Annotated in this window: 15 protein-coding genes; 7 read left to right on the top strand and 8 right to left on the bottom strand. The window is 68.6% G+C overall.

The annotated features are described in order from the left end of the window. Positions 1–4 precede the first annotated feature (4 nt). Both FFS27_RS02070 and FFS27_RS02065 read left to right on the top strand, forming a co-directional pair. The gene (locus FFS27_RS02070; RefSeq protein ID WP_003158782.1) at positions 5–283 is read left to right on the top strand and encodes a CDGSH iron-sulfur domain-containing protein; all 279 of its coding nucleotides are present in this window, start codon (positions 5–7) and stop codon (positions 281–283) included. A gap of 179 nt (positions 284–462) precedes the next feature. Then, a complete protein-coding gene (locus tag FFS27_RS02065; protein WP_003092679.1) occupies positions 463–780 on the top strand; it encodes a Nif3-like dinuclear metal center hexameric protein in 318 nt (105 codons plus the stop codon). A gap of 148 nt (positions 781–928) precedes the next feature. Here FFS27_RS02065 and nagE read toward each other — a convergent pair whose 3' ends face one another. From nagE to FFS27_RS02030, 7 genes are all read right to left on the bottom strand, one after another. After that, the gene (nagE, locus tag FFS27_RS02060) at positions 929–2,641 is read right to left on the bottom strand and encodes an N-acetylglucosamine-specific PTS transporter subunit IIBC (RefSeq protein WP_003117449.1); all 1,713 of its coding nucleotides are present in this window, start codon (positions 2,639–2,641) and stop codon (positions 929–931) included. A gap of 24 nt (positions 2,642–2,665) precedes the next feature. Then, entirely contained in the window at positions 2,666–5,194 is a 2,529-nt protein-coding gene (gene ptsP, locus FFS27_RS02055; protein ID WP_034013764.1) for a phosphoenolpyruvate--protein phosphotransferase, read from the bottom strand. A gap of 16 nt (positions 5,195–5,210) precedes the next feature. After that, positions 5,211–6,233, bottom strand: a complete 1,023-nt coding sequence (locus FFS27_RS02050) for an SIS domain-containing protein (RefSeq protein WP_022579736.1) — start codon at positions 6,231–6,233, stop codon at positions 5,211–5,213. Next, positions 6,230–7,321, bottom strand: a complete 1,092-nt coding sequence (gene nagA, locus FFS27_RS02045) for an N-acetylglucosamine-6-phosphate deacetylase (protein WP_003111788.1) — start codon at positions 7,319–7,321, stop codon at positions 6,230–6,232. Before nagA ends, FFS27_RS02050 begins: the two co-directional genes overlap by 4 nt. Positions 7,322–7,337: 16 nt before the next feature. Continuing rightward, complete coding sequence (locus tag FFS27_RS02040; RefSeq protein WP_021265188.1) at positions 7,338–8,081, bottom strand: GntR family transcriptional regulator; 744 nt, start codon at positions 8,079–8,081, stop codon at positions 7,338–7,340. Between the two features lie 242 nt (positions 8,082–8,323). Beyond that, positions 8,324–8,824, bottom strand: coding sequence for a L,D-transpeptidase family protein (locus FFS27_RS02035; protein WP_003092667.1), 501 nt, complete (start codon positions 8,822–8,824; stop codon positions 8,324–8,326). 62 nt (positions 8,825–8,886) lie between these two features. Next, entirely contained in the window at positions 8,887–9,441 is a 555-nt protein-coding gene (locus tag FFS27_RS02030) for an NUDIX hydrolase (RefSeq protein ID WP_021265187.1), read from the bottom strand. A gap of 140 nt (positions 9,442–9,581) precedes the next feature. On the opposite strand from FFS27_RS02030, the gene FFS27_RS02025 reads away from it, so the two are divergent. Genes FFS27_RS02025 through FFS27_RS02005 form a run of 5 tightly spaced genes read left to right on the top strand, consistent with a single transcriptional unit; the run spans position 9,582 to position 12,916 of the window. Next, entirely contained in the window at positions 9,582–10,193 is a 612-nt protein-coding gene (locus FFS27_RS02025) for a CoA pyrophosphatase (protein WP_003092664.1), read from the top strand. A 37-nt stretch (positions 10,194–10,230) separates the two neighbouring features. Beyond that, positions 10,231–10,755 carry a gamma carbonic anhydrase family protein gene (locus tag FFS27_RS02020; RefSeq protein WP_003092662.1) on the top strand — a complete coding sequence of 175 codons (525 nt, stop codon included), beginning with the start codon at positions 10,231–10,233 and terminating at the stop codon, positions 10,753–10,755. Then, entirely contained in the window at positions 10,752–10,946 is a 195-nt protein-coding gene (locus FFS27_RS02015) for a DUF1289 domain-containing protein (RefSeq protein ID WP_003092660.1), read from the top strand. The genes FFS27_RS02020 and FFS27_RS02015 overlap by 4 nt, the downstream gene beginning before the upstream one ends. Positions 10,947–10,983: 37 nt before the next feature. After that, positions 10,984–12,165, top strand: coding sequence for a formate-dependent phosphoribosylglycinamide formyltransferase (gene purT, locus FFS27_RS02010; RefSeq protein ID WP_021265186.1), 1,182 nt, complete (start codon positions 10,984–10,986; stop codon positions 12,163–12,165). A 1-nt stretch (position 12,166) separates the two neighbouring features. Then, positions 12,167–12,916 carry an SGNH/GDSL hydrolase family protein gene (locus FFS27_RS02005; protein ID WP_003137927.1) on the top strand — a complete coding sequence of 250 codons (750 nt, stop codon included), beginning with the start codon at positions 12,167–12,169 and terminating at the stop codon, positions 12,914–12,916. A gap of 7 nt (positions 12,917–12,923) precedes the next feature. Here the strand turns inward: FFS27_RS02005 and FFS27_RS02000 are convergent, their stop codons facing one another. Further along, positions 12,924–14,237, bottom strand: coding sequence for an MFS transporter (locus FFS27_RS02000; RefSeq protein WP_003092654.1), 1,314 nt, complete (start codon positions 14,235–14,237; stop codon positions 12,924–12,926). Positions 14,238–14,367: the final 130 nt, after the last annotated feature.

The raw sequence follows: 14,367 nt of genomic DNA, 5'->3' as shown, positions 1-14,367 counted from the left end.
CGGCATGGCGGGCGATGCGGACTCCAGCTCGTCGCCCGACCTTCTTCCCGAGGTTCGCCGGGTCTCTCCCGGCGACACCTTGCGGCTCTGTACCTGCGGGGCTTCGGCTTCGCTTCCCGACTGTCCCGCCGACTGCCGCAACGGCCTGACGCTCCACGCGACCCGCGAGCGCCTGTTGCTGTTGTGCCGCTGCGGGCGCTCCGCCGACCTGCCGTATTGCGACGGTAGCCATGCGCCTTCCGCCTCCGGGCTGAAGGCCAGGTGGCGGCGTTTCCGCGGCTGAACGTAAATCTGTGAACGCCCGCACGAAGGTGTTGTGACGGGCGAACAAATGTTGCGCTTATCTGTCGTAAAGACAGCGTCAAATATTCATCATGTCAAGGCAAAGTGCCATTATTTGGCGTCGGCAGTCGCACAACCACCGACCGCCTCGTGCAGCATTCGATTCGTGCGGAGAAAACGATGTACAAGCTGTGTTTCTATGTGCCTGAGAGCCATCTGGATGTCGTCAAGCAAGCGGTGTTTGCCGCGGGTGGCGGGCGCATCGGGGCGTACGACAGTTGCTGCTGGCAGTCCCTTGGCCAGGGCCAGTTCCGGCCCCTGGACGGTAGCCAACCCTACCTGGGCCAGGTCGGCCAGGTCGAGCACGTGGCGGAGTGGAAAGTGGAGCTGGTGGTGGCCGACGAGCTCATCCACGCCAGCGTCAAGGCGCTGAAGGCGGCGCATCCCTATGAGACCCCGGCCTACGAAGTCTGGCGCCTGACCGACATGGTCTTCTGAGTTTTCCTCGCACAAGCAAGAAGGGCGGCCAGTGGCCGCCCTTTTCGTTATCCGCCTCACGGGGAGAGTCCGACCCGGGGCTGTGGCGTGGCGCGAACAACCGCTTGGCGGTTATCCGCCGATTGGCCGAGGTCCAGCCCTCCTGCCGTCAGCGCCGCAGCAGCGGTTGCAGGGCCTGGCTCAGGGCCGCGGCGCGGGGGCCCACCAGGATATGGCAGATGCCGCCGGCGAGGGAACTGACGCCCTGTCCGCCGAGACGACGCAGTTGCTCGGTGGCCAGCTTGCGTTCGTCCGCCACGCTGACCCGCAGGCGGGTCAGTGCGACGTCCCGTACCTCGCGCAGGTTGCCGGCGCCGCCGAGGGCGCCGAGCCAGGCCTGGGCTTCGGCGGCGTCGACGGTGGCCTGCATCGACACCACCTCTTCGGCTGCGTTCGGACTGCCCAGCGGCGGTACGGCTTCGCCCGGTTGCGTATCGAAGGGCAGGGCGCGGCGGATCTCGTCGGCGATGCTGTCGGCCTGTGGGCCGACCACCACCTGCAGGCTGCCGGCCTTGCCCGGACGTACCACGGCCATCGCACCGAGGGCCTTGAGCTGGGCGTCCGAGGCCTTGTCGCGGTCGACCAGGCGCAGACGCAGGCGCGTGGTGCAGGCGTCCACCACTTCGAGGTTGGCTGCGCCACCCAGGGCGCGGATGAATGCCGGGGCGCGCTCGGCTTCGGCGTTGTCGCCCGATTCGCTGCTCGCGTCGTCTTCGCGGCCCGGGGTCTTCAGGTTGAAGCGGCGGATGCAGAAGTCGAACACCAGGTAATAGATGCCGGCATAGAGCAGGCCCAGCGGCCAGAGCATCCAGCCGTGGGTGGAACGGCCCCAGCCCAGGGCGAGGTCGATGGCGCCACCGGAGAAGGTGAAGCCGAGGCGGATGTCGAGCAGGTCGGTGAGGGCCATGGACAGGCCGGTGAGCAGCGCATGCAGCAGGTAGAGCAGCGGCGCGAGGAACATGAAGGCGAACTCCACCGGCTCGGTGACGCCGGTGAGGAAGGCGGTCAAGGCCATCGACAGGAGCAGTCCGCCGATCAGCTTGCGCCGCTCCGGACGGGCGTTGCGGTACATCGCCAGGCAGGCGGCGGGCAGGCCGAACATCATCACCGGGAACATCCCGGCCATGAACTGGCCGCCCTTCGGGTCGCCGGCGAAATAGCGCGCCAGGTCGCCGGTGACGACGCGCCCGGTTTCCGGGTCGGTGAAGCTGCCGAAGACGAACCACACCAGGTTGTTGAGGATGTGGTGCAACCCGGTGACGATCAGCAGGCGGTTCAGCACGCCGAAGGCGAAGGCGCCGAAGCTGCCGCTTTCCAGCATGAGCTGGCCGAGGCCGTTGATGCCCTGTTGCAGCGGTGGCCAGATCACCCCGAACAGCAGGCCCAGGCAGACCGCGCTGATCCCGGTGGCGATCGGCACGAAGCGGCGGCCGCCGAAGAACGCCAGGTATTCCGGCAGCTTCACGTCCTTGAAGCGGTTATACAGGGCGCCAGCCACCAGGCCGCTGATGATGCCGGAGAGCACGCCCATGTCGATGCCCGGATCGATCACCTTGAGCACCGAGATCATCACCAGGTAGCCGATGGCGCCGGCCAGGCCGGCGGTGCCGTTGTTGTCGCGAGCGAAACCGACGGCGATGCCGATGGCGAAGATCAGCGCCAGGTTGGCGAAGATCGCCTTGCCGGCGTCGTGGACCAGCGGAATGTCGAGCAGGTCGACGTCGCCCAGGCGCAGCAGCAGGCCGGCGATCGGCAGGATCGCGATCGGCAGCATCAGGGCGCGGCCCAGGCGTTGCAGGCTTTCGATCAGGAACGGGGGCATGGCGGTGGTCTCCGATTGTTCTTGTCAGGCCAGCGGCCAGTGTTGCAGGCAGGCGTCGCGCACCGCCCGGGCGCTGCCCAGGTCCAGCAGCGCCTGGGCGTGGCGGCGGCATTCGGCGGCGTCGAGCTGGCGCACCCGGGTCTTGATCTCGCCGACCAGGTTCGGACCGACGGACAATTCCTCGACCCCGAGGCCGACCAGTACCGGTGTCGCCAGCGGGTCCGAGGCCAGTGCACCGCAGACGCCGACCCAGCGGCCGTGACGGGCTGCTCCGGCGCAGGTCTGGGCGATCAGCCGCAGCAGCGCCGGGTGGAGGGCGTCGATGCGGTCGGCCAGGCCGGCGTGGCAACGGTCCATGGCCAGGGCGTACTGCGACAGGTCGTTGGTGCCGATGGAGAGGAAGTCGGCGTGTTCGGCCAGTTGATCGGCGAGCAGGGCGGCGGAGGGCACCTCGATCATCACCCCGAGTTCGGGCAGGCGCTCGATCCCCAATTGCGTGGCCAGCTCGCCGAGGCGGCCACGGATGGCGCGCAGTTCGTCGACCTCGCTGACCATCGGCAGCAGTATCCGGCAGCGTTCCAGCGGTTCGACCCTCAGCAGCGCGCGCAACTGCTGGTCGAGCAGTTCCGGGCGCGCCTGGCCGAGACGGATGCCGCGCAGGCCCAGCGCAGGGTTTTCTTCCACCGGCAGCGGCAGGTAGTCGAGGTGCTTGTCGCCGCCGACATCGATGGTGCGGATGATCACCTTGCGCTGGCCCATGGCGTCCAGGACCTCCTGGTAGGCGTTGCGCTGCTCCTCTTCGTCGGGCGCGGCGCGGCGCTCGAGAAAGAGAAACTCGGTGCGTAGCAGGCCGACCCCGTCGGCGCCGTTGGCGAAGGCTTCGGCGGCCTCGCGCGGCGAGGCGACGTTGGCGCCGATCTCGATGCGCCGGCCGTCGCGGGTGAGCGCCTCGCGCTGCGCATCGGCCTGCTGGCGGCGGCGTTGTTCCTCGCGCTGCGCCACTTGCAAGGCGACCTGCTCCAGGCGTCGAGCGTCTGGGCTGAGTTCCAGCCGGCCCTGGCCGGCGTCCAGCACCACCTGCCGGCCTTCCTCCAGCTCCAGCAGCCCGGCGCCGAGCGCCACCAGGCACGGCAGGCCCTTGCTGCGGGCGAGGATGGCCACGTGGGAGGTGGCGCCGCCTTCGGCCATGCACAGGCCAGCCGCGCCGGCATCCACCAGCGGCGCGAGGTCGGAGGGGGTGATCTCCCGGGCGGCGACGATGGCCCCAGCAGGCACCCGCAATGGCGCGGTGTCGCCGAGCAGTACCCGCAGCACGCGTTTTTCCAGGTCGCGCAGGTCGTTGGCGCGCTCGGCCAGCAGCAGGTTGCCCAGCGCCTGGAGAATCTCGCACTGGGCCTGGATCGCCCGGTGCCAGGCGTGGGCGGCGCCGACGCCCTGGTCGATCAGCATGTCGGCGGCGTCCAGCAGACCCGGGTCTTCCAGCAGCGCGAGATGCGCGGAAAAGATCGCCGCTTCGTTCTCGTCGCCGCCGAGCCTGGCCTGCTGCAGGCTCCCCTGTACGTCGTCGCGCACCCGTTGCAGGGCCTGGTCCAGGGCGAGGTGCTGTTCCTCGGGACGATGCCGGCCGTCATCCGCCGGCAGGCTGATGGCGCCGAGCCGCGCCAGGGGACCGCTGGCCAGGCCGGGCGAAGCGCAGACGCCGGCCAGGGTACCGGCGACAGCCGCAGGTCGCGCCGCCTCGCCCGGGGCGATGGCGCGCGGAGCCTCCTTCGGAGCCCCCGCGGTGGCGCTGGCGAGGGCCGCGAGCAGGGCGCCGAGGGCCGCCTCGCTGTCTTCGCCGCGACAGATCACCTCTACCTCGTCCTGTTCGGCGACCCCCAGGCCCATGATGCCGACCAGGCTGTCGACGCTGGCCACCTGCCCGGCGAAGTGCAGTTCGGCCTGGCTGGAAAAGCCCTGCGCGGTCTTGCGTAGCAGCGCTGCCGGGCGTGCGTGCAGACCGCCATGATGGGCGACCCGCGCCCGCCCGCGAACCTGGCGCTGCGCGGAGCCTTCGCCAGGCGCGGGATTGGCCGGACGTTGCTCGGCCTTCTCCGGACTCAGTTGCAGGAGCGGCGCGCCGACCTCCACCGGGTTGGTGGTCAGCGGGCGTACCTGGAAGCCGTCGCCGTTGGTCAGGATCATCACCGTGATCAGACTGCGGCTGCCGCGGGCGACGCGGTCCAGGTCGAAGCGCAGCAGCGACTGGCCCTCGATCACCCGCGCACCTTCCTCGACCAGCGCTTCGAAGCCCTCGCCTTGCAGCTGTACGGTGTCGAGGCCGACGTGCAGCAGCAACTCGGCACCGTTGTCGGCGCGCAGGCTGAGCGCGTGGCGGGTTCGCGCCAGGTGGCTGACCAGCCCGGCGCAGGGCGCGTGCAGGCAGTCGTTGAGCGGGTCGATGGCGATGCCTTCGCCCAGGGTGCCGCTGGAAAACACCGGGTCGGGTACTCGGTTGAGCGGCATCACGGGGCCGCTCAGGGGCGCTTTGAGGGCGAGATTCTTGTTGTTCATGGGCGCGCGCTCAGGCTCAGTGGGTTCGGGTGACTTTGCTCAGGTGCCGTGGCTGGTCCGGGTCCATGCCGCGGGCTTCGGCCAGGCCGGCGGCCATGACGTAGAAACTCTGGATCGCCAGGATCGGATCGAGCGCCGGATGCGCGGCGCGCTGCAGCGGCAGGTCGCGTTCGGCGATGTCATCCGGGGCGGCGAGCAATACCTGCGCACCGCGCTGGCGCATATCCTCGGCGAGCGCCAGCAGGCCTTCCTGCTCCGGGCCGCGGGGAGCGAACACCAGCAGCGGATAGCGCTCCTCGACCAGCGCCATCGGTCCATGGCGGACCTCGGCGCTGCTGAAGGCCTCGGCCTGGATCGCCGAGGTTTCCTTGAATTTCAGCGCGGCCTCCTGGGCGATGGCGTAGCCGGCGCCGCGACCGATCACCATCAGCCGCTGGCAGTCGCGCAGGGCCTCGATGGCCGGCGACCAGTCGAGCCTGGCGGCCTGCTCCAGCCCGGCCGCCAGGCCCTGGCCTGCGGCCAGCAGGGCATTGTCGCGCTGCCAGTGGGCGAGCAGGCGGGCGCTGGCGCTGAGCGTGGCGATGAAGCTCTTGGTCGCTGCGACGCTGCGCTCGGCGCCGGCGCAGAGCGGCACGACGAATTCGCTGGCGGCTTCCAGCGGCGAATCCTCGGCATTCACCAGGGCGATGCCCAGGGCGCCGCGTTCGCGCAGGATGCGCAGGCTGTCCACGAGATCGGGGCTCTGCCCGGACTGCGAGAAAGCGAAGACGGCCTGCCCGGCGACACGCAGTGGCGAGCGGTTCAGGGTCACTACCGACATGGGCAGCGAGGCCACCGGCAAGCCGGCGTGCTGCATGGCCAGGTAGGCGAAGTAGCTGGCGGCATGGTCGGAGCTGCCGCGCGCGACAGTCAGTGCCAGGTTCGGATCAACCTCCCGCAGACGCTGGCCAAGCGCCGGCAGGCAGGCGTCGAGCACGGCCAGTTGACGGCTCGCCACCGTGGCGGCGGAGAGCGCTTCCTCGAGCATCAGCGAAGTCATTCGAGTTCTCCTTCCACCATCACGGCGTCGAGTTCCAGGGAGCGATCCAGGCGCACCACATCGGCCCAGGCTGCGGGCGCCAGGCGGCCGCGCTCGGCGAGGCCGAGGTAATCGGCGGGGAATTGCGAAAGGCGTTGCGAGGCTTCGGCCAGGGGCAGGCCGATCTTCACCAGGTTGCGCAGCGCCTGGTCCATGGTCAGGGTGCTGCCGGCCAGAGTGCCGTCGGGCAGGCGCACGCCGCCCAGGCACTTGGTCACCGTGTGGCTGCCGAGCTTGTACTGGCCGTCGGGCATGCCGGCGGCGGCGGTGGAGTCGGTCACGCAGTACAGGCACGGGATCGAACGCAGGGCCACCCTGATGGCGCCGGGATGGACATGCAGCAGGTCGGGGATCAGCTCGGCGTAGCGTGCGTGGGCCAGGGCCGCGCCGACGATACCCGGTTCGCGGTGGTGCAGGCCGGTCATGGCGTTGTAGAGGTGGGTGAAGCTGCTGGCGCCGGCTTCCAGTGCGGCCACGCCATCCTCGTAGCTGCCCAGGGTATGGCCGATCTGCAGGCGTACGCCGCGCTCGGCGAGGGCTCGGATCAGCGGCCGGTGTCCGGCGATCTCGGGGGCGATGGTGATTACCCGGATCGGCGCGCGGCGCAGGTAGTCCTCGACTTCCTCGAGCACCGCGGCATGGGCGAAGTTGGGCTGTGCGCCGAGCTTGCCGGAGTTGATGTAGGGGCCTTCCAGGTGCACGCCGAGTATCCGTGAACCGCCCTCCAGCGAGCGGCGGCAGTAATCGCCGAGCTGGCTGAGGATGTCGGCGATCTCCTCGCGCGGTGCGGTCATGGTGGTGGCCAGCAGCGAGGTCGTGCCGAAGCGCCGGTGGGTGCGGGCGATGGTGGCGAAGGCGTCGCCGCCTTCCATGATGTCGCGGCCGCCGCCGCCGTGCACATGCAGGTCGATGAAGCCTGGCAGCAGGTACGGATCGGCGTTGTCGGCCGGATCGCAGGGCTCGCCTTCGATCCGCTGGATACGTCCGTCCTGGATGTGCAGGCGGCCGAGGACCCAGCCTTGCGGGGTGAGAATGTTGCCTTCGAGCATGGCGGCTCCGTGTCGGTCAGCGTCGCAGTTCGGCGACGAAGTCGTAGTAGTCGTTGCGGCAGTAGGTGTCGGTCAGCTCGATCGGGGTGTTGTCCTCGAGGTAGCCGATCCGGGTCATCAGCAGCATCGCGGTGCCCGGCGCGATGCCGACCAACGCGGCATCGGACGCGGACGCGTTGATCGCGCGCACGTGCTGGAGGGCGCGGACCACCGGGCGACCGATGCCGTCCAGGTATTCGTAGAGGGAATCGCCGACCGCTGTCGGATCCGGCAGCAGGCGTGCCGGCAGGGTGCTGTTCTCGATCGCCATCACCGTGCCGTCGGCCTTGCGCAGGCGCTTCATGCGCACGACCTTTTCGGTCGGCGAGAGGCCGAGGCGGATCAGTTCGTCGTGGGTGGGCAGGGCGATGCCGCGCTCCAGCCAGGTGGAGCCGGGGGTGAAGCCTTTCAGGCGGAGCATCTCGCTGAAGCTGGAGAGACGCGACAGCGGTTGTTCGAGACGCGGCGTAATGAAGGTGCCGGAGCCCTGGTTGCGGCGGATCAGCCCCTGCTCGAAGAGTACTTCGAGGGCCTTGCGCGCGGTGACGCGGGAAATGTTCAGGGTTTCGCTGAGGTTGCGTTCGGAGGGCAGCGCTTCCTCCGCTTTCCACTGGCCGGCATGGATCGCGCTCTCGAGATTGCGCGCCAGCTGCAGATAGAGGGGGGTGGGTTGCGCCTCGTCGGGACGCAGGGCCAGGAGCAGGTCGTGGGCTGTCTTCATGAGAGGTTCCGATGCGGATTGTGTTGTTGTCGCCCGGTAATGCTGGGAAAACTAATACCACTTGAATACCACGTCAATGCCAGTTGTACGTCGCGCACGCGTCAGCCAGCCGTCCCGTCGATTGACTTGGCCTGAGTAAGGGATGCAAGGGTTTGACGGATAAAAGAAAACGCCGCCGGAAAATCTCGCGGCGGCGTTCCTGGTGTGGCTGACGGCTGACGAGTGGTATCAGCCTGGTTCTGTCAGGGGCGGATCTCGATCAGCGTGCCGTCTTTCACCACGCTCCAGACTTCGCGCATGTCGGTGTTGTTCATGGCGATACAGCCATTGGTCCAGTCCAGGGTGGAGAAGTACCACTCCGGGTATTCGTCATCCAGCGGGGTGCCGTGGATCATGATCATGCCACCGGCCGGCAGGCCCTTTTCCCGGGCCTTGGCCACGTCGCGGGCGTTGGGGTAGGAAATGTGCATGGAGAGGTTGTAGTTGTTGCTGGTCTTGCGCCAGTCGATCCAGTAGAAGCCTTCCGGGGTGCGGTTGTCGCCTTCGGCCAGCTTCGGGCCGGTCGGGCGCTTGCCCAGCGAGACACGGTAGCTTTTCAGGACGTTGCCTTTGTTGAGGAGCAGCAGTTTTCGCTCGGACTTGAGCACCAGGACCTTGTCCACCTTGCCTTCCAGGCTCGGTGCGGCATTGGCCTGGGTCAGACTGGCGAAGGTCAAGCACAGCAAAGCAAGCAACCAGCGCATGGAAGTGAAATCCCCGATGTTCCCTTGAGCCGCAACGGCAGCGGTGTTCGAGTGTTTGGCGTTCAGTCTTTCTTATAGGAAGCCAGCATAGGTGCAATGGCTTCGTTGCGCACCGGGAAGCAGCCTTCGCGGCGGTCGCTGAAGTAGCATTCTAAGGTACGGCCGATGGTCGGAAAAGCCAGCTCCGACCAGGGAATCTCCGCTTCGTCGAAAAGCCGCACCTCCAGGCTTTCATCGCCGGCGGAGAAATCCAGGTCGAGCAGCTCGGCGCGGAAGAACAGGTAGACCTGGCTGATGTGCGGCAGGTCGAAAAGGGTATAGAGCTGCAGGCCGCCGATCCGCGCGTTGGCTTCTTCCTCTGTCTCGCGGGCCGCCGCCTGGGCGAGGGTCTCGCCGTTCTCCATGAAGCCGGCCGGCAGCGTCCAGTAGCCCAGGCGCGGTGCAATGGCGCGACGGCAGAGCAGGACCTGGCCGTCCCACACCGGCAGGCTGCCGGCGACGATACGCGGGTTCTGGTAGTGCACGGTGTGGCAGGCGTCGCAGACGTAGCGCAGGCGGTTGTCGCCGTCCGGGATGCGCTGGACCACCGTGGCGCCGCACAGGCTGCAGAATTTCATGCCAGGTTCTTCTTCGGGGAAAGGCCTATCTTGCTCGGCTGGCCGGGAGGCGACAAGGCCCCGTGCGGGAGGGGTGGGCTGGCCGGGGCTTTCGTGCCATGATCTCGGGGAAACGACAAGACCTCGGAAACCCCGGCAGTATGAACTGCACGCTCGACGAGTTGCGCCAACGCATCGAGGCGCACCGCCCCCGCCAACTGGATACCGACCAGCGCTTCCCCCAAGCGGCCGTGCTGGTGCCCATCACCCGCAGCGACGATCCGGAGCTGGTGCTGACTCTGCGCGCCGCCGGTTTGTCCACCCATGGCGGCGAGGTCGCCTTCCCCGGCGGGCGGCGCGACCCGGAAGACGCCGACCTGGTGCGCACCGCCCTGCGCGAGGCGGAGGAGGAGATCGCCTTGCCGCCGGGCCTGGTGGAAGTGGTCGGGCCGCTGAGCACCCTGGTCTCGCGGCATGGCATCGAGGTCACTCCCTATGTCGCCTTCATTCCCGACTTCGTCGAGTACCAGCCCAACGACGGTGAGATCGCCGCGGTGTTCAACGTGCCGCTGAGTTTCTTTCGCGACGACCCGCGCGAGGTCACCCACCGTATCGACTACTTCGGCCGCAGCTGGTACGTGCCCAGCTATCGCTTCGGCGAGTTCAAGATCTGGGGCCTGACGGCCATCATGGTGGTGGAGCTGGTCAACCTGCTGTACGACGACCCCATCGACCTGCACACGCCGCCGGCTTCGTTCATCAAACTGAGTTGACCGACGGGGCGCAGACCCCGGCCATGAGGAGATCGCGATGAAATACCGCCTGGGCGATGCCCGCGTCGAAACCCATCCCGACAGCTGGATCGCGCCCAGCGCAGCGGTGATCGGCAAGGTTCGCCTGGATGCCGGCGCCAGCGTCTGGTTTGGCGCGGTGCTGCGCGGCGACAACGAGCTGATCCATATCGGCGAGCACAGCAACGTCCAGGACGGCTCGGTGATGCACACCGACATGGGCTATCCGCTGACCCTCGGCAAGGGCGTCACCGTCGGCCACAACGCCATGCTGCATGGTTGCAGCGTGGGCGACTACAGCCTGGTGGGGATCAACGCGGTGATCCTCAATGGGGCGAAGATCGGCAAGTACTGCATCATCGGCGCCAACGCGCTGATTCCCGAGGGCAAGGAGATTCCCGACGGCTCGCTGGTGATGGGCTCGCCGGGCAAGGTAGTGCGCGAGCTGAGCGAGCCGCAGAAGAAGATGCTCGAGGCCAGCGCCGCCCACTATGTGCACAATGCCCGCCGTTACGCCCGCGACCTCGTCGAGGACCCGGCGTGAACGAGCGACCGGTGGCTTCGCCCTGCGTGCATGTCTGCGCGCTGGACGAGCAGGACATCTGCATCGGCTGCCAGCGCACGGCGGCCGAGATCACCCGCTGGGGCCTGATGAGCAACGACGAGCGCCGCGAGGTGCTCGGTCGCTGTTTCGAGCGCGCCAAGGCGCAAGGGCTGGTCAGCGGTTCCGCCTGAAGCGGATTCCGTTTTCTTTCATTTCCGAGGTTCTTCCATGACCCGTATCGGTACCCCCCTGTCGCCGAGCGCGACCCGCGTCCTTCTCTGTGGCTCCGGCGAGCTGGGCAAGGAAGTCGCCATCGAGCTGCAACGCCTGGGTTGCGAAGTGATCGCCGTCGATCGCTATGGCAACGCGCCGGCCATGCAGGTGGCACATCGCAGCCACGTGATCAGCATGCTCGACGGTGCCGCCCTGCGCGCGGTGATCGAGCAGGAGAAGCCGCACTACATCGTGCCGGAGATCGAGGCCATCGCCACCGCGACCCTGGTCGAGCTGGAGGCCGAAGGCTACACCGTGGTGCCCACCGCCCGCGCCGCGCAACTGACCATGAACCGCGAGGGTATCCGCCGGCTGGCTGCCGAGGAGCTCGGCTTGCCGACCTCGCCCTATCACTTCGCCGATACCTTCGAGGACTACCGCCGTGGCGTCGAGCGCGTCGGCTACCCCTGCGTGGTGAAGCCGATCATGAGTTCGTCGGGCAAGGGCCAGAGCGTCCTGAAAGGCCCCGACGACCTGCAGGCGGCCTGGGACTATGCCCAGGAAGGCGGGCGCGCCGGCAAGGGCCGGGTGATCGTCGAGGGCTTCATCGATTTCGACTACGAAATCACCCTGCTCACCGTGCGCCACGTCGACGGCACCACTTTCTGCGCGCCGATCGGTCACCGCCAGGTCAAGGGTGACTACCACGAGTCCTGGCAGCCGCAGACGATGAGCGCGCAGGCCCTGGCCGAGTCCGAGCGGGTCGCCCGGGCAGTGACCGAGGCCCTCGGCGGACGCGGGCTGTTCGGCGTCGAACTGTTCGTCAAGGGCGACCAGGTGTGGTTCAGCGAGGTGTCGCCGCGACCGCACGATACCGGCCTGGTGACCCTGATTTCCCAGGATCTTTCCGAGTTCGCGCTGCACGCGCGGGCGATCCTCGGCCTGCCGATCCCGGTGATCCGCCAGCTCGGCCCGTCGGCCTCGGCGGTGATCCTGGTGGAAGGCAAGTCCCGGCAGGTCGCTTTCGCCAACCTCGGCGCCGCGCTGAGCGAGGCGGATACGGCGCTACGCCTGTTCGGTAAGCCGGAAGTGGATGGCCAGCGGCGGATGGGCGTGGCCCTGGCGCGCGACGAGTCGATCGACGCCGCCCGCGCCAAGGCGACCCGGGCCGCCCAGGCGGTTCGCGTCGAACTCTGAGATGCGCCGGCTGGCAACGCTGGCCTGGTGGGCGGCGGCTCTGCCGTTGCTGCCGCTGGCGGTGCCGCTGGCTATCCGCACCCGCCGCCGAGCCTTGCGCCTGGCGCCCGCGGCGGGACCTCGCGAAGGGCTGGTCGGTGGGTCCGGTGCCGAAGAGCCGCTGCGCTTGCTGTTGTTCGGTGAGTCGACAGTGGCCGGGGTCGGCGCCAGTTGCCTGGACTACGCCCTGGCCGGCCGCCTGGCCGCGGCGCTGGGCGAGCGTCTGCGCCGCCCGGTGGCCTGGCAGGCGCTGGGCGAGAACGGCATCACCAGCGGCGAGGCGCGCGAACGCCTGCTACCGCAGGTGGCGGGACGTTTCTTCGACCAGGTGATCCTGGTCTTCGGCGTCAATGACACCACCAGCCTGCGCTCCCTCGAACGCTGGCGCGCCGACTGCGCGGCCCTGATCGACGGCTTCCAGGCGGCCGGCGCGCAGGTGACTTGCACCGCGGTGCCGCCGCTGCGGCATTTTTCCGCCTTGCCCGGGTTGCTGCGGGCCCTGCTGGGGTGGCGCGGGCGGCTGCTCGACGAGGCGCTGCGCGATCTCGCTGGCGCGACCGGCGCCGGCTACTGTCCGATCTCGCTGGACCTGCTTCCGGACTACCTGGCCATCGACGGCTTTCATCCGTCGCAGCTGGGCTACCAGGTCTGGGCCGGGGCCCTCGCCGACTGGTTGGCGGCGAGGGAGAAGGGCGGCGCCGCGGTAGCCTGAGCGAGACTCAGGACACTGCGCCGAGGTCGTTGTCGCGGGTTTCCTTCAGGCACAGCACCGCCAGCAGGCTGAGCAGCGCCGCTGCGGAGACGTAGCCGCCGACCCAGCCCAGGCCGCCGATGCCGACCAGCTTCTGGGCGATATAGGGCGCCACCGAGGCGCCGAGAATGCCGCCCAGGTTGTAGGCCGCCGACGCGCCGGTGTAGCGCACGTGGGTGGGGAATATTTCCGGCAGCAGCGCGCCCATCGGGGCGAAGGTGACCCCCATCAGGAACAGCTCGATGCAGAGGAACAGGGCGACGCTGAACGTCGAGCCCTGGCTGAGCAGCGGCTCCATGGCGAAGCCGGAGGCGATCGCCGCCAGGCTGCCGAGCAGCAGTACCGGCTTGCGTCCGAAGCGGTCGCTGAGCCAGGCCGACAGCGGCGTGGCGGCGGCCATGAAGAGCACCGCGAGGCACAGCAGACCAAGGAACTCCTCGCGGCTGAAGCCGAGGCTGGCCACCCCGTAGCTCAGCGAGAACACCGTGGAGATATAGAACAGCGCATAACACACCACCATCGCCAGGGCGCCGAGCAGGGTCGGCCGCCAGTGCTGGGCGAACAGCTCGGCGATCGGCAGGCGGACCCTCTCGTGCTTGGCCATGGCCTTGGCGAACACCGGGGTTTCCGCCAGCTTCAGGCGTACGTAGAGGCCGACCACGACCAGCGCCGCGCTGAGCAGGAACGGGATCCGCCAGCCCCAGTCACGGAACTGCTCCTCGCTGAGCAGCATCGCCAGGGCCAGGAACAGGCCGTTGGCGGCGAGGAAGCCGATCGACGGGCCGAGCTGGGGAAACATGCCGAACCAGGCGCGCTTGCCGGCCGGCGCGTTCTCCGTGGCCAGCAGCGCGGCGCCGCCCCACTCGCCGCCGAGGCCGAGGCCCTGGCCGAAGCGCAGCACGCAGAGCAGCAACGGCGCCCAGTAGCCGATGCTGTCGTAGCCGGGGAGGACGCCGATCAGGGTGGTGGATACCCCCATCAGCAGCAGCGAGGCGACCAGGGTCGACTTGCGCCCGATGCGGTCGCCGAAGTGGCCGAACAGCGCCGAGCCCAGCGGACGGGCGAGGAAGGCGATGCCGAAGGTGAGGAAGGCGCTGAGCATCTGCGCGGTGCCGGATGTCTGCGGGAAGAATACCGGACCGATCACCAGGGCGGCGGCAGTGGCATAGACGTAGAAATCGTAGAACTCGATGGCGGTGCCGATGAAGCTGGCGACTGCGACCCGGGTGGTCGAGTTGGCCGGTTCCGGAGCGGCGTCGGCGGCGAGGGTGGCGGCGGTCATGGTGGGAAGGTCCCTGGCAGTCGGGGCACGACGGAGTGCTTCCGTGCGGCCGGATGGTTATGGCCAGTGCGCCGATGCGGCGGCGCGGCGCCCGGGTGGGGCGGACGAGATCGGTCGCGCAGGGAGTATG

The sequence above is a fragment of the Pseudomonas sp. 2VD genome (genome assembly GCF_005503585.1).
Classification (GTDB): Bacteria; Pseudomonadota; Gammaproteobacteria; order Pseudomonadales; family Pseudomonadaceae; genus Pseudomonas; species Pseudomonas aeruginosa.
Note: the sequence above shows the minus strand (reverse complement) of the source record. Positions and strands in the feature narration are given on the sequence as shown.